The 26081-nt window shown below is 66.5% G+C and carries 22 protein-coding genes and 1 pseudogene; 17 read left to right on the forward strand and 6 right to left on the reverse strand.

From position 1 onward, the window contains the following. Nucleotides 1-78 precede the first annotated feature (78 nt). The 9 genes and pseudogenes from QNM97_RS16400 (at nt 79) to QNM97_RS16445 (ending at nt 10753) form a co-directional block, all read left to right on the forward strand. Entirely contained in the window at nt 79-2121 is a 2043-nt protein-coding gene (locus tag QNM97_RS16400) for an FAD-dependent oxidoreductase (RefSeq protein ID WP_283819411.1), read from the forward strand. Between the two features lie 93 nt (nt 2122-2214). Continuing rightward, entirely contained in the window at nt 2215-4050 is a 1836-nt protein-coding gene (locus tag QNM97_RS16405) for an AMP-dependent synthetase/ligase (RefSeq protein ID WP_283819412.1), read from the forward strand. Between the two features lie 131 nt (nt 4051-4181). Beyond that, nucleotides 4182-5400, forward strand: a pseudogene (locus QNM97_RS26655) (aromatic ring-hydroxylating oxygenase subunit alpha). A 2-nt stretch (nt 5401-5402) separates the two neighbouring features. Beyond that, nucleotides 5403-6275, forward strand: a complete 873-nt coding sequence (locus tag QNM97_RS16420) for a GNAT family N-acetyltransferase (protein ID WP_283819415.1) — start codon at nt 5403-5405, stop codon at nt 6273-6275. After that, on the forward strand, nt 6272-7777 hold the full coding sequence (locus QNM97_RS16425) for a class I adenylate-forming enzyme family protein (RefSeq protein ID WP_283819416.1): 1506 nt from the start codon (nt 6272-6274) through the stop codon (nt 7775-7777). Before QNM97_RS16420 ends, QNM97_RS16425 begins: the two co-directional genes overlap by 4 nt. Before the next feature lie 70 nt (nt 7778-7847). After that, nucleotides 7848-8453 carry a TetR family transcriptional regulator gene (locus QNM97_RS16430; RefSeq protein WP_283819417.1) on the forward strand — a complete coding sequence of 202 codons (606 nt, stop codon included), beginning with the start codon at nt 7848-7850 and terminating at the stop codon, nt 8451-8453. A gap of 97 nt (nt 8454-8550) precedes the next feature. Then, nucleotides 8551-9525: a pirin family protein gene (locus tag QNM97_RS16435; protein ID WP_283819418.1), complete on the forward strand. Its 975-nt coding sequence runs from the start codon at nt 8551-8553 to the stop codon at nt 9523-9525. Further along, on the forward strand, nt 9522-10016 hold the full coding sequence (locus tag QNM97_RS16440) for a MarR family winged helix-turn-helix transcriptional regulator (RefSeq protein WP_283819419.1): 495 nt from the start codon (nt 9522-9524) through the stop codon (nt 10014-10016). The genes QNM97_RS16435 and QNM97_RS16440 overlap by 4 nt, the downstream gene beginning before the upstream one ends. Then, nucleotides 10013-10753, forward strand: a complete 741-nt coding sequence (locus tag QNM97_RS16445; RefSeq protein WP_283819420.1) for a pirin family protein — start codon at nt 10013-10015, stop codon at nt 10751-10753. The genes QNM97_RS16440 and QNM97_RS16445 overlap by 4 nt, the downstream gene beginning before the upstream one ends. A gap of 72 nt (nt 10754-10825) precedes the next feature. Here the strand turns inward: QNM97_RS16445 and QNM97_RS16450 are convergent, their stop codons facing one another. The 3 genes from QNM97_RS16450 to QNM97_RS16460 all read right to left on the reverse strand — a co-directional run bounded on the left by QNM97_RS16450 (nt 10826) and on the right by QNM97_RS16460 (nt 13317). After that, nucleotides 10826-11788, reverse strand: a complete 963-nt coding sequence (locus QNM97_RS16450; protein ID WP_283819421.1) for a cation diffusion facilitator family transporter — start codon at nt 11786-11788, stop codon at nt 10826-10828. Between the two features lie 136 nt (nt 11789-11924). After that, nucleotides 11925-12590 (reverse strand): MspA family porin, encoded by a 666-nt coding sequence (locus QNM97_RS16455; protein WP_283819422.1) that lies wholly within the window; start codon nt 12588-12590, stop codon nt 11925-11927. Nucleotides 12591-12630: 40 nt separating this feature from the next. Next, on the reverse strand, nt 12631-13317 hold the full coding sequence (locus QNM97_RS16460; protein ID WP_283819423.1) for an MspA family porin: 687 nt from the start codon (nt 13315-13317) through the stop codon (nt 12631-12633). A gap of 259 nt (nt 13318-13576) precedes the next feature. Here QNM97_RS16460 and QNM97_RS16465 point away from each other — a divergent pair, with 259 nt between their 5' ends. The 6 genes from QNM97_RS16465 (at nt 13577) to QNM97_RS16490 (ending at nt 20096) form a co-directional block, all read left to right on the forward strand. After that, nucleotides 13577-15526 (forward strand): APC family permease, encoded by a 1950-nt coding sequence (locus QNM97_RS16465; protein WP_502874914.1) that lies wholly within the window; start codon nt 13577-13579, stop codon nt 15524-15526. Nucleotides 15527-15616: 90 nt separating this feature from the next. Beyond that, nucleotides 15617-16036, forward strand: a complete 420-nt coding sequence (locus QNM97_RS16470) for a hypothetical protein (protein WP_283819424.1) — start codon at nt 15617-15619, stop codon at nt 16034-16036. A gap of 571 nt (nt 16037-16607) precedes the next feature. Beyond that, complete coding sequence (locus QNM97_RS16475; protein WP_283819425.1) at nt 16608-17510, forward strand: ABC transporter ATP-binding protein; 903 nt, start codon at nt 16608-16610, stop codon at nt 17508-17510. Between the two features lie 31 nt (nt 17511-17541). Continuing rightward, nucleotides 17542-18357 carry an ABC transporter permease gene (locus QNM97_RS16480; RefSeq protein WP_283819426.1) on the forward strand — a complete coding sequence of 272 codons (816 nt, stop codon included), beginning with the start codon at nt 17542-17544 and terminating at the stop codon, nt 18355-18357. Between the two features lie 28 nt (nt 18358-18385). Beyond that, nucleotides 18386-19489 (forward strand): sensor histidine kinase, encoded by a 1104-nt coding sequence (locus QNM97_RS16485; RefSeq protein ID WP_283819427.1) that lies wholly within the window; start codon nt 18386-18388, stop codon nt 19487-19489. After that, nucleotides 19482-20096, forward strand: a complete 615-nt coding sequence (locus QNM97_RS16490; RefSeq protein ID WP_208795167.1) for a response regulator transcription factor — start codon at nt 19482-19484, stop codon at nt 20094-20096. The genes QNM97_RS16485 and QNM97_RS16490 overlap by 8 nt, the downstream gene beginning before the upstream one ends. Before the next feature lie 81 nt (nt 20097-20177). Here the strand turns inward: QNM97_RS16490 and QNM97_RS16495 are convergent, their stop codons facing one another. Next, nucleotides 20178-20687: a mycothiol transferase gene (locus QNM97_RS16495; RefSeq protein WP_283819428.1), complete on the reverse strand. Its 510-nt coding sequence runs from the start codon at nt 20685-20687 to the stop codon at nt 20178-20180. A 127-nt stretch (nt 20688-20814) separates the two neighbouring features. On the opposite strand from QNM97_RS16495, the gene QNM97_RS16500 reads away from it, so the two are divergent. Continuing rightward, nucleotides 20815-22278: an LLM class flavin-dependent oxidoreductase gene (locus QNM97_RS16500; RefSeq protein WP_283823229.1), complete on the forward strand. Its 1464-nt coding sequence runs from the start codon at nt 20815-20817 to the stop codon at nt 22276-22278. Between the two features lie 68 nt (nt 22279-22346). Further along, the gene (locus tag QNM97_RS16505) at nt 22347-23990 is read left to right on the forward strand and encodes a YibE/F family protein (protein WP_283819429.1); all 1644 of its coding nucleotides are present in this window, start codon (nt 22347-22349) and stop codon (nt 23988-23990) included. A gap of 22 nt (nt 23991-24012) precedes the next feature. On the opposite strand, the gene QNM97_RS16510 is transcribed toward QNM97_RS16505, so the two are convergent. Next, nucleotides 24013-24939: a serine hydrolase gene (locus QNM97_RS16510; RefSeq protein ID WP_283819430.1), complete on the reverse strand. Its 927-nt coding sequence runs from the start codon at nt 24937-24939 to the stop codon at nt 24013-24015. A 192-nt stretch (nt 24940-25131) separates the two neighbouring features. After that, on the reverse strand, nt 25132-26049 hold the full coding sequence (locus QNM97_RS16515; protein WP_283819431.1) for a serine hydrolase: 918 nt from the start codon (nt 26047-26049) through the stop codon (nt 25132-25134). Between the last annotated feature and the right edge of the window lie 32 nt (nt 26050-26081).

A 26081-nucleotide genomic window follows, 5' to 3' on the forward strand; every position in this document is an offset into this window, starting at 1 on the left:
TTCTCCTCTTCACCGGTGGCATCCGTCCTCCGCACATTCGGAGTGGACTGTGATTGACACCACGTCTGAACAGATTGTATGGTCGCACGTATGGTGCAGTCCAGACCCCAATCGAAGAAACTCCGCTCCGGACATCAGCCGTCGGGCGCATTCACCCCGACGCCCGATTTCACCGATGCGGAATTGACGGATGCTCTCGCCGAGGCGAATCTGCCGATCCTGCTCGGTTCGCTCGCCCTGCTCACCGGCGACGACCGCTGGATCTCGGAGCCGTATCTCCCGACCGCTCCGAGGGACCTCGGGGATCACGATTCGGGTGGGTTCGACGACGAGTTGGCAGCGCGGATACGCACGGAAGCGGCCGAGGTGCTCATCGCCTGGCGGGACGGGACGTTGCAACCGCCGGCCGATCTGCCCGAGCCCGAGCGACTTTCGGCCGCGCTGTCGGTGATGCTGCACGATTCGATCCCCGCGGATTACGGTCGTCTGCTCGGTGAGGAGATGGGAATCTATGCCCGTCACAGCGAACCGCAGTCGAGGCCTCGGTCGGGCTTCCGGGTCCTGATCATCGGCGCCGGCATCTCGGGGTTGGCGATGGCAGTGCGTCTGGCGCAGGCCGGTATTGCCTACACCGTCGTCGACAAGAACCCCGACGTCGGCGGCACGTGGCACGAGAACTTCTATCCGGGGTGCGGGGTCGACACCCCGAGCTACCTCTATGCCCTGTCGTTCGATCCCAAGCCGGACTGGTCGAGTTACTTCGCACCGCAGAGCGAGCTCGCCGACTACTGGCGCACCCTGGCGCAGCGTCACGGCGTCCTGGCCAACACCCGGCTGAGCACGCTCGTCCACGAGGCGCAGTTCGACGAGGCCACCTCGAAGTGGGAGATCAGCATCGGACCGGCCGACGACGATGAGGCGACGGAGACACTCGTCGCCGACGTCGTCATCAGCGCCGTCGGGCTCCTCAACCAGCCAAGCATCCCCGATCTACCCGGACTCTCCGATTTCGGCGGTCCGACCCTGCACACCGCCCGTTGGGATCGCTCGATCGATCTCGCGGGCAAACGGGTCGCCGTCATCGGAACCGGCGCCAGCGCCATGCAATTCGTGCCCGCCAGCGCGGAGGTGGCGCAGGAGGTCCGCGTCTTCCAACGGACCGCGCAGTGGGCGATTCCGCACCCTCTCAAGGGTGCCGATGTGTCGGCCGCCGTGCACTTCCTCAATGAGCACGTGCCCTACTACTTGGCCTGGTATCGCGCCCGGCTGTTCTGGCGCATGGGTGACAAGGTGTGGGGTCTGCTGCAGGTGGATCCCGAGTTCCCGCATCTCGGTCGGGCCATCAACAAGGGCAACGACCGGCTTCGCGCGCAACTCACCGCCTACATCGAGCACGAGCTCGCCGAGCACCCGGACGTGCTGGCCCGCAGCGTGCCCGACTATCCGCCGTACGGAAAACGCCTGCTGATCGATGCCGGCTGGTTCCGATCACTGACCCGCGACAACGTCGTACTCGTCACGGACGGCATCGAGAAGATCACCGAGACCGGCGTCCGAACGGTCGACGGCACCGATCACGAGGCCGACATCCTGGTGCTGGCAACAGGTTTCAAGGCGGTCGACGTCCTCGCCTCCCTCACCGTACGAGGCCGAGGCGGGCACACACTCCGGGAGGTATGGGGCGAGGGCGACGGCCGCGCCTTCCTGGGCATCTCGGTTCCCGGGTTCCCCAACTTCTTCTGCCTGTACGGCCCGAACACCAACACCGGGCACGGCGGCACCGTGATCGCGGGCACCGAGATGCAGGTACAACACGTCACCGCGTTGATCAGCTCGATGATCGACGACGACCTCGCCACCATCGAGGTGCGCCAGGAGTCCCACGACTCCTACAACGAGGAACTCGACGACGCACTCGCGCACACGGTGTGGGACTTCGGCGGTACCACCACCTATTACCGCAACGCCCGCGGGCGGATCGTGACGAACAGCCCGTGGCGCTACGTCGATTACTGGGATCGCGTCCACGAACCGGAGCCATCGGATTTCGTCGTCACCCCCCGCAACGGATCGGCAGCAGAGCATGCCACCGAATCGACAACGGTCACCTCGTCCCAATAGGGGAATGTCCGGGTAGGGCATGCCCCACCCCACCCCCACATCTCGATCCCACCGAAGATCCATCGCCACCACGAGCAGCGAGGTCACGTCCCCATGTCCCAGAGCACCGACACCCGTACTCCACAGGCCGCACCCGGAGTTGCCGCCGCCACGATCCCGGCAGCATTCCAGGCCACCGTCGCCGACCGCGGCGACCGGCTCGCCCTGCACGACTTCGGCACCGAGAAGTCGTTGTCGTGGAACGACTATGCCCGCATCGTGGCGGAGGTGGCCGCAGGGTTGGCCGATCTCGGCATCGGGCGGGGCGACACCGTGGCGATCATGCTGCCCAACTGTCCGGAGTTCCACATCATCGACATGGCGACCTTGCATCTGGGTGCGACGCCGTTCTCGATCTACCTGACCTCGGCGCCCGAGCAGATCAGTTATCTGTTCGACAACGCCGAGAACACGGTGCTGGTGACCGAATCCCGCTTCCTCCCCGCGATCGGAGCGGCGGCGGCTCCGCGGCTGGCGCATGTGGTCGTCGTCGATTCCGTCGACGGCAACGATGCGGTGGGCGCGGCCCGGGTGAGCACCCTTGACGAGCTCCGCAGCCGCCGGCCGGCGGGATTCGATTTCGAATCAACGTGGGGCGCAGTCCGGTCCGACGATGTCGCCACGCTCATCTACACCTCGGGGACGACCGGCGACCCCAAGGGCGTGGAGCTCACGCACGCCAATCTCATGTTCGTCATGCACACCTGTAATCTGCGTTTCCCCTTCGCCGTCGAGGGTGCAGCGATCTCCTACCTGCCGACCGCACACGCAGCAGACCGGGTGTTCTCGCACTACCTGGCAACGGCCACCGGATGGCCGATCACCACGGTCGCGAACGCGTCGTCGGTGTTCGCCGCGGTCGCCGAGACCCATCCGTCGTGGTTTCTCGGCGTCCCGCGGATCTGGGAGAAGCTGCGCGCCTCGCTGCTCGCGAAATTCGATGCACTGCCCGATGGTTCACGGGAAACCACCCTCGCCGCGGTGGACGCGGCCATCGAGAAAGTACGGATCGAGCAGCGCCAGGAGGAGGTGCCGGGTGATCTCGCCGACCGGGTTGCCGAGGCCGATGCCATGATCCTCGCACCGTTGCGGACCCAGCTGGGTTTCGATCGCGTCGCGCTTCTCATGACCGGTGCTGCGCCGATTGCGCCCGCGGTGCACGAATTCTTTCTCGCACTCGGTCTTCCGCTCCAAGAGGGCTTCGGCATGTCGGAGACCGGCGCTCTGGGCTTCACCAACCTGCCCACCGACATCCGGATCGGGAAAGTCGGTATCGCGCAGCCGGGGACCGAGGCGAAACTCGCCGACGACGGCGAACTGTTGCTCCGCGGACCCCATGTCATGAAGGGCTACCGCAAGACTCCCGAGAAGACCGCCGAGGCCATCGACTCGCACGGCTGGCTGCACACCGGCGACATCGCCGTCATCGATGACGACGGATGGGTGAGCATCGTCGACCGCAAGAAGGAACTCATCATCAACGCGGCGGGAAAGAACATGTCGCCGGCCAACATCGAGGGGACCCTGAAGAGTGCGTCTCCGCTGATCGGGCAGGCCTGTGTCATCGGTGACCGCCGCCCCTACAACGTGGCGCTTCTGGTGCTCGACCCCGATTCGGCGCGGACCTTCGCCACCCAACGTGGCCGTGCCGATGCCGCATTGTCGGACCTGGTCGACGATCCGGAGCTTACGCAGCTCATCGCCGAGGCCGTGGAGCAGGCGAACGCGCGACTCTCTCGTGTCGAACAGATCAAGGCCTACCGCCTCCTCGACGCCGAGTGGTTGCCCGACTCCGAGGAACTCACCCCGACAATGAAGCTCAAGCGACGGGGTGTCGCAAGCAAGTACGAGGGACTGATCGAGGAAATCTACGAGCAGTCGGCTCGCTGAACGCAGGAACCGCTCTGCCACAGACTCTTTGACGGCCACTGTGACGAGCGGGCTTGACAGAAAATAAACTAACGTCGATAGTAAACGTGTGACCCCGCTCACCCACCCGCGGAGCAGACGAAGGACTACCGATGACCACTGACACCACCACCATGCCGCCGGACGTCTGGTCGGACCGCATCCAGGAACGCCGGACGCGCGCGTTGCGCGGTCTCCTCGCCCATCTGGACGGTTCCCGGACGGATCAGTGGTCGCGCATCACGCACACCGAACCCGACGACTTCCGCGATCACCGACGCGCCGAACTCGAACGCGATCGAGTGTTCGGCGAGGTACCATTCATCGTCGCCCACTCGTCGGAGGTGGCCGAACGCAACGATTTCGTCAGCGTGGATCTGCCCCGCAACAAGGTGGTGGTGATCAGACAGCGCGACGGCGGGGTCAAGGCCTTCGTCAATGCCTGCCGCCATCGCGGTGCGCAGCTGGTCACCGAACCGGCAGGCAAGTGCCGGCTGTTCTCGTGTCCGTACCACCGGTGGTCCTACGACCCCGATGGCCGGTTGCGGACGGTCACCCTCGACGACACCTTCGGCGACTTCGATCGCGGCGACTTCGGATTGGTGCCGATCCCGGTTCAGGAGCGCCACGGATTCATCTGGGTCATCGACAACGCCGACCGCGAGATCGACGTGGCCGCGTGGCTCGGACCCGAGCTCGATGCGATCCTCGCCGAGTACCGCATCGACCAACTGGTGAGCATCGATCCACACCTATGAGCGACCCGTCAACCAAAAGATCATGCAGGACGGCTTTCTCGACAACTACCACGTGAAGTACGCACACCCGAACACCGCCGGAAAGATGCTGCACACCAACGCTGTCGTGCTGGAAGAGCTGGGCTCGTCGTTCTCGTTCCTCACCGCACGCAAGAGCATCGACCAGTTCACCGGGCACGACGTCGACTGGGATCGGTCGATGGAGGGACACACCATCGAGAGCTGCTTTCTCGCGCCGAACACGATGATGCTCAAGCACGCAACACATTTCGAGTTGCTCACCTTTCGACCGGTCGGCGCCGACCCCCATCGGTCGATCATGCAGATGCGCATCATGGCGCCGTCGGTCGAGGCGAGCGGGCTCTCACCGGAACACTGGACCAAGCGATGGGCCAAGAACTGGGGCTTGCTGATCGCGATCCTGCACGACGAGGCCTTCCCGATCCTCGACGGCTCTCAGGAAGCGCTCACCAGCCAGGACATGGGCACGATGCTGTTGGGTCGCAATGAGATCGTTAGCCATCTCTTTCGGCGCGAGATCGATCGGCTCATCGCTCTGGAGCCGTCCCGATGATCATGACGACGACGGAACCGACGACTCTGACGTCCTACCCCGGACCGCCGTCGGCGGCCGCGTCGGAGCTGATCGATACCGCCCGCACGGTCGATCTCGAGATGGGGTTCGCCGACCGAATCCCCACGCACCCGAGGGCGACGTCCACGATCGAGATCCGCACCCGGCTGCACCGTTGGGGCGCACCGACCACCACTGAACCCCGACTCGCCGGCGTCATCCTGGTCACCCGAACCGAGGACGGCCCGTACGAGCTCGACGTGGTCATCGACCCGGATCACCGTGCGACCGGTGTTGCCACATCGGCGTTCGAGTGCATCGCGGCGCAGCGTCCACCAGGATTCCCTCCGGTCGGGCGGCCGATCGTGGCCAGGAGCGCAGGGGCCCATCCGGCCGCCGCGCGCCTGGCCCGACGATGTGGCGCAGCGGTCATCGGCGAGCGACACCACCTGGTTCTCCCCTCACGCTCGGCGTTGTCGCACTCCCGCGCGTCGGACGTGGTGGGCTCGGATCGGTTTGTGCACAACGCTTTCGGTGCGGACGGCACGCTCGAGGTGTTCGACCACGGCCACCTCCTCGCCGCGGTGCGGACGGACCGGCACGATGACGTCGGCGTCATCGGCTCGGTGGCGATGATCGGTCCGCCATCCGCGCAACGCTTGTCACCGGTTGTCGCCGCCGCAGCCGACGCCTTGTTCGCCTCGGGGGTCACCAGCGTGGAGACGACCCTGAATCCCGAAGAGCCCGACGCCCTGGCCGCATTCCGCAGCGCAGCGTTTCATCACGATCGCACCGACATCCTCTATTCGCCCGGCGTCTCATCGCCCAGCCTCTCATCGCCCGGCTTCTCATCGCTCACCGAGGACTTCTCATGAACAACAGCATTCTCCGACCCCTGGCCGCGGGGACCGAGCGGCAGCCCGATCAGCCGTCGGTGACATGCGGGGATCGCACGCTGACCTGGCGCGAGCTCGATATTGCCGCGAATTGTGCCGCGCACGAGCTGATCGCACTCGGCGTCACCCGCGGCCGACGCGTGGCCCTGCTGGGCCGCCCGTCGATCAGCTGGGTTGTCGCCGCGGTGGCCGCGCTCAAACTCGGCGCGGTCATCTGCCCTCTCAACGAGCGCAGTAGCGCAAGCGAACTCGCGCATTTCATCAACAAGGTGACCCCTCAGATCGTCGTCGCCGCGTCCTCATTACGCCCGCTGCTCGACGCCGCGACACCGTCGGCCGACATCGACGGTCTCGGATCGGCCCACACACCGGCACCACTACCGCATATCCCGGCCGACGGCTCGGCACCGGTCGCGATCATGTCGACGTCGGGTTCCACGGGCGAACCCAAAGGCGTGGTCTACTCGCATGATTCGTTGATGAGCGCACTGTTCGAGTGGTGTCTGCAGGAGCCGGCGTTTCTGCGGGCGCGGGCGCTCAGTGTGAGTTCGATGGCATTCGGCGCCGGCCTGCTCAACGGTTTCCTCGGTCCGCTGATCCTCGGTGGCAGCTGTGTGTATCTCCCGGAATGGGATCCCGCTGTGGCCCTGGCACTGATCCGCGACGAGAAGATCATCCATCTCGGCGCCACCACGATCTTCTACGAGCAGATGGCCGCGCACCCGGAGTTCGCCGCTGCCGACCTGTCGTCGCTGACTGTCGCCTTCACCGGGGGAAACCCGGTGACCTCGGCCCTCATCGACGCGTGGTCGGCCAAGGGCATCGGACTTCGGCAGGTGTACGGGCTGACCGAGTCCCAATCGAACGCCACGGTGCCCGGTGTTGCGATGCCCATGGCTCACCCCGAATATGTCGGCATCGGTGGAATCCTGAACGAGGTCACCCTCATCGGTGCCGACGAACAACCCTGTGCGCCCGGCGAACCCGGGGAAGTACGGATCACCGGACCGGGCATCGCCGCGGGCTACTGGTTCGATGAGCCACTCACCGAGGCCACCTTCGGGGGCGGGTCGTTGCGAACCGGTGACATCGGTGTGCGGGACGAGTACGGGATTCGGATCATCGGGCGCACCAAGGACATCATCATCTCCGGTGGCATCAACATCTATGCCGCCGAGCTCGAGCGCATCATCGCGGAGATACCACAGGTGACCGAGGTCGCCGTGATCGGGGTCGCCGACGCGGAGTTCGGCGAGACGCCCGCGGCAGTGGTCCGGGCAGCGGGGAGCATCACGCCCGAGGACGTCGTGCGACACTGCCGCGACCGGCTGGCCGCGTACAAGGCGCCGCGCTATGTGGAGTTCGTCGACGACCCGCTGCCCCGCACAGCGGGAATGAAGATCCGGAAGGGGAGCCTGCGCGACCGCTATGCCGATCTCCCGCAACATGGGACGCGGATCGGGACCGCAGTGGCTACCTGAACCGCAGTGGCGAGCCGGGTATCGTGGGCGAGTTGTTGCCGGGCACCGAAACCCGCAGGAGGAGGTGGACATGGGACGGCGACCGCTCATCGAGCGCTCTGTGGCGGTTCAGACCGCGATCGACATCGTCGACTCCGACGGCCCCGCCGGGCTGAGCCTCGAACGCATCGCCGTACGGCTCAACGTCCGGGCGCCCTCGCTCTACAACCACTTTCGCGACAAGAACGAGATCCTCGCCGAGGTAGCGCGGGCGATCGTGCTGCAGACGCCACCGCACGATCCCATTGATGACGGCGACTGGCAGCAGTGGCTCATCGAGGGCGCGGTGATGTTCCGTAGCACGCTGCTCGCCCACGCCCGGGCGGTCCCCCTCGTCGTCGAGCACTTTCCCGCCGGGTTGCTCGAAAAGCTGTACGCCACACACTGTGCCGTGCTCGACGAGCACGGTGTCCCGTCGGATCGTCAGATGTTCATCGTCGAATCCGTGCACCGCATGACGATCGGATCGGCGATGTGTGCGGCCACCGGCCGACCGGCGATGACCCCGGTCACCGACCCCTCCCTGTTCAGCACGGAGGTGGCGGCGTCGCTCGATAGCGACGACTGGAACGACGACGTGCTGTTCGTCGAGATGCTGCGAGTCTTCTTGCAGGGGATCGGCGCCGAGATCGCCTAGGAGAAGGAAGAGCCCTCCTCCGGAATACCTCGATTGCCGATGGGGTTGAGTCCTTCAGTTGCTCAGATTTGAGCAATCTCGATCCGAGGAGGACCCCATGCCCGCCGTCACCGCCGACACCACCACCCTGCCCCGGCTGACGCTGGCACCACTCGAGGCCACCGAACGCCCGGTGCGCACCATCACCCGCGGCCCGCGCGGCTATGAGGGCGAGGGTTTCCCCGTCGTGCGCGCCTTCGCCGGCGTGCCCACATCGGCGCTCGACCCGTTCATCCACATGGATCAGATGGGCGAGGTCGACTACCAGCCGGGTGAACCGAAGGGCACCGACTGGCATCCGCACCGCGGATTCGAGACCGTCACCTACATGATCGACGGCCGCTTCCAACACCAGGATTCAACCGGCGGCGGAGGTCTCATCGAGAACGGCGCCACCCAGTGGATGACCGCCGGATCGGGCATCTTGCACATCGAGACCCCGCCCGCCGAACTGGTGGAATCGGGCGGTCTGTTCCACGGCATCCAGCTATGGGTGAATCTGCCCGCCAAGGACAAGTTCCTCACGCCGCGCTACCAGAATCTCGAGGGCGGCAACGTCGCTCTGGTCGCCTCCCCCGACGGCGGTGCGCTGGTGCGCATCATCGCCGGCGAGATCGACGGACATGCCGGTCCGGGGTCCACCCACACCCCGATCACTGTCGCGCACACCACGATCGAGCCGGGTGCGTCCGTGTCGGTGCCGTGGCGCACCGACTTCAACGCACTGGCCTACGTGTTGTCCGGTCGGGGAACCGTCGGCCCCGACGCCCGGCCCATCGAGCAGGGACAACTCGCGGTCTTCGGTGCCGGCGACCGCATCACCGTCAGTGCCGACGCCGGGCAGGACAGCAATCGGCCGGCACTGGAGGTGCTGTTTCTCGGCGGTCAACCGATCCGCGAGCCCGTGGCCCAGTATGGTCCGTTCGTGATGAACACCCGTGAACAGTTGATCGAGGCCATGGAGGATTTCCAGGCCGGACGTCTCGGCGTCGTTCCGCCGAATGCGCTGATGCCGCACACCGGTATCCGATGAGCAGAGCCCCTGGCACCGCAGGCGGGCGGGCGAGTGCTGATCCCGTGACGGACGCGTGGCGTCCGTTCATCGAGACCAGCGCTCGCCTGCAGACCCTGCTCGACGACGATCTGCGCCGACACTGCGGAATGTCGTTGTCGGACTATCACATTCTGTTGATCCTGCACGAATGCCCCGATGGCCGAGCGCGGATGCGTGAGCTGTCGCACCGGATGGTCTTCTCGACCTCGCGGCTCTCGTATCAGATCGATGTGATGGTGCGGCGGGGTTGGCTGTCACGTGCGGCGGTCCCCGAGGATCGGCGTGGGAGCTATGCGGTGCTCACCGACGACGGACGTGCGGCGTTCACCGCCGCCGCCCGAGATCACGGCACGGCCGTGCGACGCCTCTACGCCACTGCACTGACCGCGCAGGACGGTGCGGCACTGGGCGATCTGATGCGCACGCTGGCCGCCCATCTCGACGACCTCGAAGGCGAGACCCCTCGATGACCACCACCGAGCACACCATTCGGGTGATCCGTTCCGACGATCGCCACCGGTGGGACAACGAATGGCTCACCTCGCTCCAATCGTTCCCCGCCACCGGCAATTTCGATCTCGTCGGCAACGCGCACGGCGTCCTGCTGGTCAACAACGACGACACCGTGGACGCCGCCGAGGGCTTCGACACCCACGAGCACACCGACGTCGAGATCATCACCTGGGTCGTCGACGGCGCTCTGCATCATCGGGATTCGCGCGGCAACTCCGGAATCCTCACGCCCGGCGTCGTGCAGCGGATGACCGCGGGCACCGGCATCACCCACTCCGAACGCAATGCCGCCACCCGCACCGAGCGCACCCGATTGCGCGTCGTGCAGATGTGGGTGGCCACCGAATATGCCGGTCACGAACCGGAATACGCCGAAACCGACGTCACCTCCGCACTGTCGACCGGCGAACTCGTGCCGATCGTGTCGGGACTCGACCGCGATCGTCACAGCGGTGCACTGTCTTTGCCGAATCCGTTTGCCGCACTGCATGCCGCGCGAATGACCGCGGACACCTCGGTGATGCTGCCGGGCGCCCGGTTCGGTCACCTGTATGTCGTGCGCGGATCGGTCGCACTCGACGGCACCCGCCTCACCGACGGTGACGCCGCACGCCTGACCGATGCCGACGACATGCCGGTCACCGCCACCGACTACGCCGAGATCCTCTACTGGGAGATGCACGCCGGCTTCTGAACACCCATCATGCCGTCGTCCTTATGGTCCCCCAACCACCTTCACTCCGGACGTCGTCAGTCCGGCCCGCCTTCATTCCAACAGCGACGGCTCGTCGGCGGTCGACAGCGTGAGGACGGCCTCCACGATCGCGTCCTGCTCCTCGATCTCGGCCTCGATACGGCGCAACAGAACCGCGACGTCGTGCTCTCGCAGATCGCCGCGGATGTCGATGGCGGCAACGAGGTAATACTGTGCGGGACCCACGTATTCGACGTGCAGGTAGGTCACCCGATCGACGTCGGGGTGGGCCAGCAGACGGTGCAGGATCGCCTGCCGGGTGGCCGGCAAAGCCCGCTGTCCCAGTAGGAATTCGCTGTTGCGTTTGATCAGGAATATCGCGATGACGCCCAACAACAAGCCCACCAGGATCGAACCGACCGCGTCGTACACCGCCGACCCGGTGATCTCGTGCAGCGCCATCCCGGTGGCCGCGATCGCCAGGCCCACCAGTGCCGCAGCATCTTCGGCGAATACCGCGCGGAGCGTCGTGTTGGAGGTGCGGCTGACAAAACGCAACGGGTGCATCGAGATTCGTCGCCCGCCCGCACGTGCCTGCCGGATCGACTGGATGAACGAGGTTGCCTCCAAAACCGCCGAGATCGCCAACACGAGGTAGCCGACCACGTAATCGGCGTCGGGCTCGGGATGTGAGAGCGAGGTGATGCCATGCATCACCGACACCGCGGCGCCGACGGCGAACAATCCGAAAGCGGCGAACATCGACCAGATGTAGGTTTCGCGGCCGTGGCCGAACGGATGCGCCCGATCCCGCCCCAGGCCGCCCCGCCGCTCGGCGATGAGCAGGAACACCTCGTTGCCCGCATCGGCCCACGAGTGCGCCGACTCGGCGACCATCGACGCCGACCCCGTGATCGCCGCGGCGACGGTCTTCGCCACGGCCACAAGGATGTTCATGGCGAAGGCGATGATCACGGTGACCATCGACTCGTTCGCCGGCGTCGTCGGCTCGTGCGTCGTCGGCTCGGAAGTCATTGCTCGATCGTCTCACGCGGCGCAGCTCGCCACTGCCCCGACGACACGCTCCACCACGCACAGATGGACGTGCGACGCGACCCCTGCAGGGGTGCGTCGCACGTCGTCACCTCAACCAGTCCCGGCTGTGAGAGGGTTACCCGAGACTGAACGGCTGTCCGTAGAAGCTGACGATCTGCTCCCCGTGGTCGCCGATGATGTACACATTCGCAAACGAGCGCGCCTGCGCATAGCCGGCACACCCGTTGACCTGCATGGTCTCGTTGGTGTAGCTGACCTCGCCATGGGTGGTCTTGACGATCGGCACCCACGACTTGTGCTGGTCGTTGCCGAACGGATCGGCACGCTCGTAGTCGTAGACATAGTAGTTGACGGCCTGGCCGGGTCCGACCGAGATGGAGCCACCCTCGTTGACCGTTCCCGAGGCCGCGCCCGAGGTCGACACCGACCCCGACGGGGTGTTCGAGTTGGTGAAGCCGTTGAGGTTCACCTGGCAGCCGACGGTGTAACCGGCCTGGAACTTGATCTTGCTGACCGGCTTGCTGGTGGTGACGTTGTAGGTCGCCGACACCCAGGCGTTGCGGTGCAACGGGGTGCTACCCAGCGACGGGCTGATGGTGGCGGTCTCGCCCGAACGGGTCAGGGTGACCCCGACGCCGTCACCGGTGGCCAGCGTCTGGGTCTGCGACGGGAGGGAGACGTGGACGTCGGCGGCCGCGGCACCCGCGGTGGCCAGGACGGCGATCGCCGCGGCGGCGGGCACACCGGCAAGAACCGAGAGACGCGTGAAACGGATTGTCATTGTGTTCCTTGTGTAGTTCGTCGGTGTCGAGTGGGGCCGGTCAGCCGATCGAGAACGGCTTGCCATAGAGGTTGATCTTGTTGTGGTCGTTTCCGCCGGTCTCGACGGTGACGAATGACCGCGCCTGCGCATAACCCGCACAGTTCTGGATCTGCATGGCGAACCGCTGGTAGTTGAAGTAGTAAGTGCCGGCCTTGGCGATGTCGAAGTTGTCGATCTGCACGAAGGTCACCTGACCGGGGGTCAGCGGAACGCTCAACGACCCCGACGCACCGGGCACGCCGGCTGAGGTGATGCTGCCGGTGATTCCGGCGGTCAGGCTGCCGATGTTGACCTGGCATCCGACGATGTACCCGGCCGACAAGGTCGCGGCCGAGCCGTCGTTGGAGGTGCCGTTGGTACCCGGCATCGTCGCCTCACCCGCGGGACCGTTGGCCGGGAACGATCCGGTGGGCTGCAGCTTGGGTGCCTTCAACGTGATGTTGGCGCTGACCCACACGTTGCGTCCCGCACCGTTGGCGGCCATCGACGGTGACACCTGTGCCGACTCGTTGGTGCGCGTCAGCGTGAGGTCGTGCGCCGATACGCTGCCGTTCGGCAACGGAACGAAGGTGTCGGCGTGGGCGGGTGCCGCCGCGCCCGCGGTGATACCGGCCGCGATGGCGCCCGCGGCGATCGCCGTCAAGGCCCCCCGGCGTGCGCGCACCGGTGACTCGATCGTGCTCATGAATTCCTCTCGGAGTGTCCTTCGGTCGCCGCCTTCGGCAACGTCGGGCGAAGCGTACTGATACCCCGGCGAACAACAGGTGAACACGACGAGCCCTCCGGACGTCGATCTGACCCCGCTCAGGCAAAGCACCAGAACGCCTGAATTCGTTGTGACACAAGCAATTCAGTCAATATGGACAATCTCCGCCAAGCGGCCTGTCGGAGTGAACACGCACATTGACAACAACTCCGACGACCGTCGGTACTACGCTGATCCGATGCCGAAGACGACGATGCCGCACGGGACGCTGCGACGGTGGTTCCTGTCCGACATCTCTCCCGAACCCGCGGGCTTGATGGGGCCGTACCGGCGCACGAACACCGAGACGAAAACCCACTCGTGGTGGAAGGTGATGTGCCTCACCGGTGTCGACTACTTTTCGTCACTGGGGTACCAACCGGGCATCGCAGCACTGGCCGCCGGCACCATCGCACCGTTGGCGACGATCGTGCTGGTGGCCCTGACGCTGTTCGGCGCGCTGCCGGTGTATCGATACATCGCCGCACGTTCGCCGCACGGCTCCGGATCGATCGCGATGCTCGAACGACTCCTGCCGTGGTGGGGCGGAAAGGTGTTCGTCCTCGTGCTGCTCGGATTCGCAGCCACCGACTTCTTGATCACCATGACCCTCTCGGCGGCCGACGCCACCGCGCACTTCATCGAGAATCCGTTCGTTCCGGACATTTTCAGCGGGCACAACGTCGCCATCACCCTGGTGTTCCTCGCGTTTCTCGCCGCGATCTTCTTGCGCGGCTTCACCGAAGCCATTGCGGTCGCCGTGGGGCTCGTCGCAATCTACTTGGCGCTCAACGTCGTGGTCATCGCCGACGGTTTGTGGCGCATCGCCACCTCACCCCACGTGGTCGTCGACTGGAGCCACGCCATGACCGCCGAACACGGCAGTCCGTGGATGATGATCGCGATCGCGCTGCTGGTGTTCCCGAAACTCGCGCTCGGTTTGTCCGGATTCGAGACGGGGGTGGCGGTGATGCCCCAGATCGACGGCTCGCCGGATGATCCGCCGGATCGCCCGACCGTTCGTATCGCCGGTACCCGCCGACTGCTGGCCACCGCAGCGGTCACCATGAGCATCCTGCTGATCACCAGCAGCCTGGTGTGCACGATCCTCATCCCGGAGAAGGCGTTCGACGTCGGCGGCCAGGCGAACGGACGTGCCCTGGCCTTCCTCGCCCACGCCGACCTCGGCAACGCCTTCGGCACCGTCTACGACATCAGCACGATCCTCATCCTGTGGTTCGCCGGGGCGTCGGCGATGGCCGGACTGCTCAACCTCGTTCCGCGCTACCTCCCGCGGTACGGCATGGCACCGGACTGGGCGCGCGCCAACCGCCCGCTGGTGGTCGTGTTCATCCTGATCGCCGCCGGCGTCACGATCTACTTCGACGCCTCGGTCGACAAACAGGGTTCGGCCTACGCGACCGGTGTGCTGGTGCTGATGACCTCGGCCGCCATCGCGGTGATGCTCTCGGTACGCAAACATCGCCGACGCGTCGCCACCATCTGTTTCGGCGGTATCGCCCTGGTGTTCTGCTACACCACCGTCACCAACATCATCGAACGCCCCGAAGGTGTGCAGGTCGCCGCGTTCTTCATCGCCGCGATCCTCATCCTGTCCTTCGCATCCCGCATCAGTCGCTCGTTCGAACTCCGCAGTGGGGAGATCACCTTCGACGAAACGGCTCAGCAGATCATCGACGGTGCCGCTCTGGCCGGCGAGATCCACATCGTCACCCATGACCCCGACGATCGGTCCCTCGTCGAATACCGCGAAAAGGAACTGCAGCAACGCGCCGAAAGTCATATTCCCGACGCCGACCAGATCGTCTTTCTGGAGGTCAACGTCACCGACTCATCGGACTTTGTCACCGACCTGGAGATCCACGGGCGCTATCACGAGGGCGGATTCCGCATCCTGTGGGTGAGTTCGGCGGCGGTCCCGAACACGATCGCGTCCACCCTGTTCGCCATCCGCGACTGGACCGACCTGGTACCCAACGTCTATTTCGAATGGAGCGAGGACAACCCGATCGTCAACATCTTGCGCTTCCTGTTCATCGGGCAGGGTGAGGTGGCCGCGGTGACCCGCGAGGTGGTGCGCCGGGCCGAACCCGATCTCGAACGCAGACCGGTGATCCACGTCGGCTGACACCATCGCGTAAATACCGCGGGCAATCCGTGACGCGCAGCACACCGAACCCCTGATGTCCGCCCATCACTGACATGGAGGAGCCCCACCATGCGTTCACCAGTCCGCCTCGCACTCGGATTCGCCATCGCCACCGCGGGAGCCGGCGCGATTGCCTTCGCCGCCGCACCGGACGCCGCAGCCGCGCCGATGGTCTGTCCGGCCCTGCCGGGCCAGACCGCCTCCAGCGAGAGCTGTTCGGCCAGCGCATCGAACACCGGTCTGAGCCTGGCGATCACCGCCGACGGCGGCCACGCCAATTCCACCGCCACCAACTACGCCGGGCCCGCGGCGATCGCCATCGGCCCCAACGCCTCGGTCACCATGACCGGCGTACGACCCGGACTGGCGATCGGCATCGCCGGACCCGGCGCATCGGTGACCGTCGATGGTGTGCACGGACCCACCTGCACCGGAACGGGAATGGCCTTCGCCGGCGACTTCCAGACACTGCAGGGTTGCTGGCGTTAGTCGGATTAGTCTGCCCACCATCGGATGGGGGGCGATCCCCGACAATCGAGGCGCTTTACCCGATCGTCGAGGTGCGACGAGCCGCCAGGCGAGGAGCCTCGAGACGCGGCGAGACAACGCCGGACCTAACCGGCCGGTCTGGCGACAACCGCCGACTACGAATATAACTTCCACAAAAACGGCCCAAAAAGCCCGAATTTCCGGGTCGCCCACCCGCTCCGGTGGAAACCATATTCGTAACCGGCGCATACCAGCCCTGTCGCACAGTTGGTCTCGAGACGCGACGTGCTCGCCACGCTCACTCGGCGCTCCTCGACCATCGGATAGGGGACGCGAGCGATCCCCGACAAACGAGGCGCTTTACCCGATCGTCGAGGTGCGACGAGCCGCCAGGCGAGGAGCCTCGAGACGCCGCAAGGCAACGACGCAACCAATCCCCCACGTAGCAACAACCGACGACAACGAGGTGAATGTCGGAGGGGTGCGGCGACGCGACACATGACAAACGTCATGGACGATCGATGACATCTGCTCTGGGGACGGGCGGCGCATCGACGGCATCGTGAGATGCATGAACACACCAGCAATCCGCACGAGAGATCTTCGCAAGACGTTCCGGGGCGGGGACGGCGGTCGGGTCACCGCCGTCGACGGCCTCGATCTGACCGTTGCACCGGGTGAGGTCGTCGCCTTCCTCGGCCCCAACGGCGCGGGTAAGACCACGACGATCGACATGATCCTCGGCCTGACCCAACCGGATTCGGGCTCGGTCGAGGTGTACGGGCAGGGCGCGCGGTCTGCGGCTCGCGGCGGACGTATCGCCGCGGTGCTCCAAAACGGTGGTCTGCTGCCCGATTTCACCGTCGAAGAGACCGTCCGCATCATCGCCTCGTTGCATGGCCGCAGCGCCGACGCAGAGTCGGCGATGGCCCGTGCCGACATCGCGCATCTCGCCGGACGCAAGGTGTCCCGCTGCTCCGGAGGTGAACAGCAACGACTCAAGTTCGCGCTGGCGACCCTGCCCGACCCCGACCTCATCGTCCTCGACGAACCGACCGCGGGCATGGATGTGGAATCGCGCCGCAACTTCTGGTCCGCCATGCGATCCGATGCCCGACACGGACGCACCGTCGTGTTCGCCACCCATTACCTCGACGAGGCCGACGACTTCGCCGACCGCATCATCATGATCGCTCACGGTCGGATCGTCGCCGACGGCTCCACCTCGGAGATCCGCGCGATGGCCAGTCGCCGTGTCGTCTCGGCGATCGTGGACGAATCCGAACTCGCCGCCGTCGCGCGCTCCATCCCCGACCTCGAGGTCGTCGAACGCCGCGGTGGACGAATCTACCTGTCCGCCAAGGATTCCGATGCACTCGCCCGATCCCTGTTGACGGGCACGAACGCCCGCGAGGTCGAAATCGCCACGCACAACCTCGAAGACGCCTTCCTCGCCCTCACCTCCGCTGCGTGACCCCACCACCCTTCGACAGAAAGCTCGCGCCATGACCACCGACTCGGCCTCATCCGCCGCCCCTCGATCGGCGTCACACGACACCGCGCTCCGCGGATTCCTTCCCGCTCCCCTGTACATGCGCACCGACATCCGCCGCGTCCTGCGCAATCGGCGTGCCCTGATCTTCACCGTCGCCATGCCAGGTCTGCTGTATCTCGTCTTCGGCGCCACCCAGAAGACCTCTGACACAGTCGGTTCGGGCAATGTTGCGTTCTACGTCCTGATCGGCATGGCCGTCTACGGCGCTGTCCTCGCGGCCGCCTCCAACGCCGCGTCGGTGGCACTCGAACAGCAGGCCGGCTGGACGCGCACCCTGATGATGACGCCGCTGCAACCCACCGGATATGTGGCCACCAAGGTGTGTGTCGCGTTGGCGATGGGGGCGCTGCCGATCCTCGTGCTCACCGTCGCCGGGGTCGCCACCGGTGCGCACGCCCCGGTCGGGGTGTGGATCGCGTGTCTGGTGCTCGGCTGGATCGGTGCGTCGGTGTTCGCCGCCTTCGGTCTGGGCGTGGGCAGCATCATGAAATCCGATGGGGCGATGCAGGTGATGGGCGGCGTGTTGGCGCTGTTGGCCTTCGCCGGCAACGTGTTCGTCCCCCTCAAGGGCGTCATGCTCACCATCGCGCAGTTCACGCCGATGTTCGGGGTCGTCACGCTCGCGCGGTATCCGCTCGATCACGGGGTCACCGTGTACGGCACCCACATCTCGCTGTTGGTGACCATCGCCAATGTCATCATCTGGGCGGTGATCTTCGCCTCGACCGCATCGTTCTTCTACAGTCGCAGTACGGCACGGCAGTGATCGAACCGTCGAGCAGCAGAATCCGGAGATGATGAGCAACCGCACGAACGACCGGTGGGCACCCTGGCGCAACCTGCGCTGGGTGTTCACCGCCATCTGGATGTTGTTCCTGGCCTACCCGATCGGAGCGGTCGCCACCTCCGACCACGGCCACACAACCAAGATCATTGGGCTCGTCCTCCTCGGGGCCTTCGCCGTGGTCTACCTCCTGGCGTCGGTGTACCTGCTCACCGGTCGCACCGAGGTCGAACCGCGTGGCGTGTGGGTCTTCGTCGTTCTACTCGTCCTGGCGGCGGGACTGCTGCCCATCATCGGCGAGAACACCTTTGGTTCAGCACCTTTCCTGATGGTTGTCGCCGCCTTCAGCTTCCCCACCCTGTGGGCGGCAATCACGGTTGCCGCGCTGATCGTCGCGTCGATCGCGGTGCCGACGATCGCCGGGTGGGAGGTCGATGGCAGCGTCGTGATCATCCTGGTCGCCGTCGGGTTCACCATGCTCGGATTTCGCGCGCTCGCCGTTCGTGAGGGCGAGCGCGAACGCGCCGAGGAGCGCCAACGTGAGCTCAATTCCGAGTTGGCGGTGGTCGCCGAACGGGAGCGGGTGGCCCGCGACGTCCACGACATCCTCGGACACTCACTGACCGTGATCACCATCAAAACCGAATTGGCGGGTCGTCTCATCGATCTGGACCCGCAACGCGCGAAAGACGAGATGGCCGAGGTCAATGCGCTTGCCCGCTCCGCACTCGCCGAGGTCCGGGCAACCGTCGGAGCCCTCCGTACCCCGGACCTGCCCAGCGTGATCGCGTCGGCGCAGAGCGCCTTCCGCGCCGCCGATATTGCTGCGACACTTCCCGATCCGCGGACGGCCACCCCGCACGGCGAACTGTTTGCGTGGGTACTGCGGGAGGCCGTCACCAATGTGGTCCGCCACAGCCACGCCATGCATTGCGAGGTCCGAATCGACGACGCGACACTGACCGTGCACGACGACGGGTGCGGCCTCGGTGCAGCCGTTCCCGGCAACGGCTTACGCGGACTGATCGAACGGGTGGAGTCCGCGGGCGGCACCCTGACGATCGAATCGGACACGGGCGGAACGACGTTGACGGCGGTGGTCGACGATGAGTGAACCGATCCGCCTACTACTCGCCGACGATCAGGCCCTGGTACGTGGCGCGCTGGCCGCCCTACTCGACCTCGAGACCGACCTCGAGGTGGTCGCCCAGGTCGGGCGTGGCGACGAGGTCGTCGACGCCGCGCGCGAACACGCCGCCGACGTGTGCCTGCTCGACATCGAGATGCCCGGCACGGACGGTATCGAGGCCGCGGCAGCCCTACGACGGCATCTGCCCGGGGTGCGTTCGCTGATCGTGACCACGTTCGGCCGCCCGGGGTACCTACGACGCGCCATCGACGCCGGCGCGTCCGGCTTCGTCGTAAAGGACACTCCGGCAAGCGAACTGGCCGACGCGGTGCGTCGAGTACACGCAGGTCTACGCGTCATCGATCCCACGTTGGCCACCGAAAGCCTCACCAGCGGCGACAATCCGCTGACCCAACGCGAATCCGAGGTGCTGCGCGCAGCGTTGTCCGGGGCGACGGTGGCGACCATCGCCACGCAGGTTCACCTGTCGGCCGGCACCGTGCGCAACCATCTGTCGTCGGCGATCGGCAAGACCGGTACCGCCACCCGCGCCGAGGCGGCCCGCGTCGCCCGCGAACGCGGCTGGATCTGAGGCGGCCGGGCGCTGTCGGCGGACTGGCGGGCGCCGTCGGCGTAAGGAAGGGCGCTGTCGAAACGTTGAGAGGGCGGAAGGTCAGCCCAGGTCGACGTTCAGGCCGCGGAGATAGGAGGCCTGCCCGACGTGTTGGGCGTCGTCGTCGAGAATGCTCACCAGCCGCACCCCCAGGGTCACCGGCGGATCCCAGTTGTCGTCGATGACCCGATCGAGGTCGGCATCGCCGACACGGGCAAGGTACTCGATCGTGGCGTCGTGGCTCGCGTCGTAGTAACCCAGCAGCAACTCCGCTGGTCCGACGACGCGGAGGATGTCGTCGGGGCTCTGTCCATACCCACTCGCCGCGGGCGGGAACGGCAGCGCAAAACGGTCGTACCAGCCCTGCGAGGTCCAGATCTCATCGGTGCCCGCGACGTCGGCGATCTGCGCATCCTGCACGCGTGCGAGATGCCACACCAGCCAGGCGATCGTGTTCGCGCCGGGCGCGGGCTGCCAGGACAGTCGTAGCTCCTCGATCCCGTCGAGCACGGCGTGCACGTTCTCCTTGACGCGTCCGAATCCGTCGGCGAGTACTTCGGTGGCTCTCATGCCTCCACACCTACTCCGGTATTGCACTCCGCGCATGCATGTACGGCAGAAACCCTTGTCGACGCCCGCGCAAACTTTTGCCTCGCGCCGATCCCAACCCTGGTCACCGGTGCTCGCCTTGCCCACCATGGGCGGGGTGTCCGACTCTGCCTCGTCCCTGCACCGGCGTCCGATCCGGTTCAACGCCTTCGACATGAATTGTGTTGCGCACCAATCCCCCGGACTGTGGCGCCACCCCGATGACCGCTCGTGGGAGTACAACACTCTCGACTATTGGGTCGACCTGGCGATCCTGTTGGAGAGCGGCGGATTCGACGGGTTGTTCATCGCCGATGTCCTCGGCACCTACGACGTCTATGGCGGTACCGACGAGGCCGCGATCCGGCAGGGGGCGCAGATCCCCGTCAACGATCCGCTGTTGCTGGTGTCGGCGATGGCATATGCGACCGAACACCTCGGATTCGGGATCACCACCGGCACGGGATTCGAGCATCCCTACCCGTTCGCGCGACGGTTGTCGACGCTGGATCACCTGACGCGCGGTCGGCTCGGCTGGAATGTGGTCACCGGCTACCTTCCGTCGGCGGCCCGCAACATGGGCGCCGCCGATCAACTCGAGCACGACAGCCGCTACGACCACGCCGACGAGTACCTGACCGTCCTCTACAAACTGTGGGAGGGCTCCTGGGAGCCCGACGCGGTGCGCCGTGACCGTGCCGCGGGCGTGTTCGCCGACCCCGACAAGGTGCATCACATCGGTCACCGCGGAGAGCACTTCACGGTGCCCGGCATCCATCTGTCCGAGCCGTCCCCACAACGCAGTCCGGTGATCTACCAGGCCGGCGCGTCGGTGCGCGGACGCCGATTCGCCGCGGCAAACGCCGAGGCCATCTTCGTCGCCGCTCCCACCAAAACCATTCTGCGCGAAGTGGTGTCGAAGATCCGGGAGGAACTCGTCGCCGCCGGCCGCGACCCGTACGACGCCCGCATCTACACCTTGTTGACCATCATCACCGACTCGACGCCGGAGGCCGCCCGCGAGAAGGCCGCCGAGTATCGGCGCTACGCCAGCGACGAGGGGTCGCTGGTGTTCATGTCGGGATGGATGGGCCTGGACCTGTCCTCCTACGATCTCGACGAACCCATCGGCAACGTGCACAGCAATGCCATCCAGTCCGCTGTCGCCGCCTTCGCCCAGGCAGACGAATCGGGCCACGAGTGGGCGGTCCGCGACATCGCCGCATGGGGCGGCATCGGCGGAATGGGACCGGTGCTCATCGGATCGGGTGATGAGATCGCCGAGGCCCTGCAGGGCTGGGTCGACGACACCGACGTCGACGGCTTCAACGTGGCCTACGCCGTCACACCCGGGTCCTTCGCCGACATCGTCACCCACGTCATCCCGGCCCTGGAGCGTCGCGGGGTCTATCGTCGCCAATACACTCCGGGTACGTTGCGTCACAAGCTGTTCGGGCGTGGCGATCTGCTCCCCGACAACCATCGGGGTGCGTCGTTCCGTGTCGGCGGCGCGAACTCGACCATCGACGACTCGGTGCGCGCGGCCGCGCGTGGAAGGGTGCCGACCCGATAGTCGTCCCCCTCCGCGCGTCGGCGGCGACGACTATCGCCCATCACGCGGCGCCAGCGTCATAGGGTGGCGTGGTGAGCAGCGAGCGCGGCGCGACGCCCGACAGTCCGGACAAAGCCGCCCGAAGGCGACGGGCACCGCGAAACGGGCACGGCCACAGTCACTCCCATTCCCTCAACGACATTGCCGCCGACCTGACACCGATGGCGCGACGCATCGTCATCGGTGCGCTGAGCGTGTTCGGGCTGGCGATGATCGCCGGAATCGTGCTGCTGTGGCCGTCGGGGGGTGAGCATCCGATCCCCGCACAGTTCCGGGGCGCCGACGGCGGCGCGATCCACGCCATCGACGGAAAGATCGTCAGCCAGACCCGCGGTGATTGCCTGAACCAGATGGTCGGCACGATCGCCGACACCGCCGACATCCCGATCTCCGGCGCGGGCACCGGCCCGTGCATCGAGAGCGTCGTGTCGATCACCTCCGGCTCCGATTCCGGGAAATACACGCTGCTGGAGGTACCCACCAATCGGGCGCAATCCGGCAGCGGGCCGGACTCGTCCGCGCAAACCCTCGGCGCGCCCGACGACCCGCAGCCCGGCCAGCCCACCCTGCACATCGGCGACGCGATCCGGATGAGCACCACCCCCGGCCCCGACGGCCAACCGCGCTACACGTTCTTCGACTTCGGTCGGACCACCTCGACGATCGGGTGGGCGATCCTGTTCGCAGGCGCGATCATCCTCGTCGCCGCATGGCGCGGGCTGCGGTCGTTGATCGGACTCGTCTTCGCCTTCGTCGTGCTCGGCGCCTTCACGCTGCCCGCCATCCTCGACGGCGAATCGCCGGTCGCGGTCGCGGTGGTCAGCTCGGCCGCCATCCTGTTCGTCGTGCTCTACCTCGCGCACGGCATCAGCATGCGAACCAGTTCGGCCCTGCTCGGAACGCTGATGTCGTTGCTGCTGGCCGCGGTGCTGAGCTGGGCGTCGATCACCACCATGAACCTCACCGGACTCTCCAGCGATCAGACGACGAATCTGCAGGTCTACCAGGGAGGAATCTCGGTCAGCGGTCTACTGCTCGCCGGGTTCATCATCGGCACGCTCGGCGTGCTCAACGACGTGACGATCACGCAGGCGTCGGCGGCGTTCGAACTCGCCGCGGCCGGGGAACCGAGCCGCCTGGCCACCTTCCGCGCGGCGATGCGGGTGGGACGCGATCACATCGCGTCCACCGTCTACACCCTGGTGTTCGCCTATGCCGGTAGCGCTCTGCCGCTGTTGCTGTTGTTCTCGGTGGCCCGCCAGCCGTTCGGTTCACTGCTGACCAGTGACACCGTCGCCGTCGAGCTGGCGCGATCGTTCGTCGGCGGTATCGCCATCGCGCTGTCGGTACCACTGACCACGGGCATAGCTGCGGCCCTCGCACGGCCGTCGGGTGCTCGCGCCGCCGCCGATGGCCCCAGCGCCGAAGCCCCCGTCACCGAGTCACGAACGGCGCCGGCACGACCAGCGTCGTCGCGTGTCGAATCCCCACGCCCGGAGCCCGTACGACGGGCACCGGCACGACAGGCACCGGCACGACAGGCACCGGCACCACAGACCCCGATTCGGGAGTCGCCGATCCACCAACCGCCACCGCGGCGCGCACCGGAACCGCCACCGCGGCGCGCTCCAGAGCCGCCGCCGCGCACCGGCCGGCACTCGATGCCGGACTGATTCAGCGCACCCGAACGCGGGTTCAGCCCAATCCGCACCGTCCGGTCGGGACGGAGGAGAGATTGCGTCCGATCCAGTCGCCGATCTTGGTGAGCATGGTGGTGCCATCGGAGAACTTGCCGCTGCGCGGGACGGCGGCCATCGACACCGCCACCTGACCACCGGGAACGGTGATGATGCCCAGTTGACGCACCAGGAACGCCGACGACGTCCCGGTGCCCGGGCCCCAGCCGCCCTTCACGGCCGTGGCGCTCACCTTCCGGTTGGTCCGGGCGAGACTGGCCACACCCCATCGTTGGTTGGGCCCGACCGCACTCATCAGTCCCAACAGGCGATCGGTACCGGGCATACAGGGCAGGTGTGCCCCGAAGATCGCCTGATCGGCCAGCGCCCACATGGTGTAGCCGGGGTAGGACGTCGCCGAGTCGAGCTGCGAGCTGACATGGGTGTTGAGGTCGTGGCCCTCGCGCAGGACCGCGGTCACCGCATCGACCGGTGTCGCGCCGGGACCGAGCTGCGTCCAGAGATTCCCCGCGGCGTCATTGTCGGACACCGTGATGGCCCTGGTCTCGTCGTCGACCACCGCCGAGCCGAGCCGACGTTCGGCGGCCAGCGACACCGGGACCTTCAGCGTCGACCACGCCCGTCCTGTGGTGAAGGTGCCCAACGAGATCACCGAGTCCGACCCGACCGGCGCGAGAGCGAGGCCGATCGCACCGGGGGTGGTCTTGGCAAGCGACTTCTGGAACGGCGCAAACGACTTGGTCAGCGCCTCCTGCGGCGGGGTCAGCCACGTCCGCAGCGGTTCGGGCAGCGGCGGTAACGCGGGCATCGCCGGAACGGGGAACGGCAGCGGCGCGGCACCTGCCACGCCGGCACCGGCGAGGCCGGCGCTTGCCACCACCAGTGTTGTCGCACACGCCACCATCCAACGCTTCCACAACGCCACACACGCCTCCTGAGTCACTTCATTAACATCAGGAACTCTAACGGCCAACCAAGCAGCGCCGCCTGCCCGGCCGATGAACCGAGACCGCACCGTGTGCGGGCCGTGACCGGGAAATGTGCGGGTCCGACGACCGGGGCGAGCCGCCGACGCGCGTCAGCTCGTGGTGATCAGTGGTGGGGTCAGCGGTCGGGGTCAGCGGCACCGGCCGCGCGGCAAGGCGGCGATGTTCTGGTTCAGCCAATTGCCGAGGGCGTTGAGCGCCGCGGTACCCGACGACATCGACCCGCCGACGGCACTCATCGCCACCGCGCTCTGCTGACCGTCGCGGTAGGTGAGGACGCCGATCTGCCGCACCAGGTAGGCCCCGTCGACGCCCGGCCCCCATCCGCCTTTGACGGCGGTGGACTTGGGGATCTGCATGATCTCCACACCCCACTGCTGGTTGCCGGCGACCTGCCCCATCAGCGAGAGCACGTGACCGGTGCCCGGCATGCACGGAAGATGCCCGGCAAAGGTCGCCGCATCCGGCAGCGTCCAGCGGGTCTGCCCGAAGATCGTGAAGCCCGAGCGCAACTGCTGCGAGGGCACCACCGTGTTCGGGTTGCCGCCCTCGCGCAGTACAGCGGTCACCTTGGCCGACGCCTCGGTGTTGCTGCCGAGTGACGCCCAGAGTTGTTCGGCCGCTTGGTTGTCGGAGTTGATGATGGCGTTGCTCTCCGCCGTGGACGTCCCGTTCTCGCGTTCGGCGGCCACCGCGAGCGGCACCTTGATCGTCGACCACGCCACACCGGGATCGCGGTCACCGAGCAGCAGGCTTGCCGTCGCGTTCGGGCCGACCGGGGCGACCGCGATGCCGACCCGCAGTCCCGTCCCGGCGGCGACGCGTCGGAATCCGGCGGCCAGAGCGAGATTCGCGCCGGCGCTGGGCTGCGTCGACGATGCCGACGACGCGGCCGAGGTCGACGACGAGGGCGAGGCGTACACGGTGACCGTCGATCGCGGTGCCGGCGACTCCGTGGTCGCGCAGCCAGTCATCACCATCACCCCGGCAACGGCGAGCGCCACGCCGGCGACCCACACGCCGGCCCCTCGGCCACGACGCTTCCCCATCGGCACTCCCCTCACCTGCGTTTCCCGGTCAC

The organism is Gordonia sp. L191 (assembly GCF_030077625.1).
Taxonomy (GTDB): domain Bacteria; phylum Actinomycetota; class Actinomycetes; order Mycobacteriales; family Mycobacteriaceae; genus Gordonia; species Gordonia polyisoprenivorans_A.

Bases quoted from the DNA above. Each gene is read 5' to 3' on its own strand.
- QNM97_RS16400 (WP_283819411.1), top strand. From the start codon at position 79: ATGGTCGCACGTATGGTGCAGTCCAGACCCCAATCGAAGAAACTCCGC.
- QNM97_RS16405 (WP_283819412.1), top strand. From the start codon at position 2,215: ATGTCCCAGAGCACCGACACCCGTACTCCACAGGCCGCACCCGGAGTT.
- QNM97_RS16420 (WP_283819415.1), top strand. From the start codon at position 5,403: ATGACGACGACGGAACCGACGACTCTGACGTCCTACCCCGGACCGCCG.
- QNM97_RS16425 (WP_283819416.1), top strand. From the start codon at position 6,272: ATGAACAACAGCATTCTCCGACCCCTGGCCGCGGGGACCGAGCGGCAG.
- QNM97_RS16430 (WP_283819417.1), top strand. From the start codon at position 7,848: ATGGGACGGCGACCGCTCATCGAGCGCTCTGTGGCGGTTCAGACCGCG.
- QNM97_RS16435 (WP_283819418.1), top strand. From the start codon at position 8,551: ATGCCCGCCGTCACCGCCGACACCACCACCCTGCCCCGGCTGACGCTG.
- QNM97_RS16440 (WP_283819419.1), top strand. From the start codon at position 9,522: ATGAGCAGAGCCCCTGGCACCGCAGGCGGGCGGGCGAGTGCTGATCCC.
- QNM97_RS16445 (WP_283819420.1), top strand. From the start codon at position 10,013: ATGACCACCACCGAGCACACCATTCGGGTGATCCGTTCCGACGATCGC.
- QNM97_RS16450 (WP_283819421.1), bottom strand. From the start codon at position 11,788: ATGACTTCCGAGCCGACGACGCACGAGCCGACGACGCCGGCGAACGAG.
- QNM97_RS16455 (WP_283819422.1), bottom strand. From the start codon at position 12,590: ATGACAATCCGTTTCACGCGTCTCTCGGTTCTTGCCGGTGTGCCCGCC.
- QNM97_RS16460 (WP_283819423.1), bottom strand. From the start codon at position 13,317: ATGAGCACGATCGAGTCACCGGTGCGCGCACGCCGGGGGGCCTTGACG.
- QNM97_RS16465 (WP_502874914.1), top strand. From the start codon at position 13,577: ATGCCGAAGACGACGATGCCGCACGGGACGCTGCGACGGTGGTTCCTG.
- QNM97_RS16470 (WP_283819424.1), top strand. From the start codon at position 15,617: ATGCGTTCACCAGTCCGCCTCGCACTCGGATTCGCCATCGCCACCGCG.
- QNM97_RS16475 (WP_283819425.1), top strand. From the start codon at position 16,608: ATGAACACACCAGCAATCCGCACGAGAGATCTTCGCAAGACGTTCCGG.
- QNM97_RS16480 (WP_283819426.1), top strand. From the start codon at position 17,542: ATGACCACCGACTCGGCCTCATCCGCCGCCCCTCGATCGGCGTCACAC.
- QNM97_RS16485 (WP_283819427.1), top strand. From the start codon at position 18,386: ATGATGAGCAACCGCACGAACGACCGGTGGGCACCCTGGCGCAACCTG.
- QNM97_RS16490 (WP_208795167.1), top strand. From the start codon at position 19,482: ATGAGTGAACCGATCCGCCTACTACTCGCCGACGATCAGGCCCTGGTA.
- QNM97_RS16495 (WP_283819428.1), bottom strand. From the start codon at position 20,687: ATGAGAGCCACCGAAGTACTCGCCGACGGATTCGGACGCGTCAAGGAG.
- QNM97_RS16500 (WP_283823229.1), top strand. From the start codon at position 20,815: ATGGGCGGGGTGTCCGACTCTGCCTCGTCCCTGCACCGGCGTCCGATC.
- QNM97_RS16515 (WP_283819431.1), bottom strand. From the start codon at position 26,049: ATGGGGAAGCGTCGTGGCCGAGGGGCCGGCGTGTGGGTCGCCGGCGTG.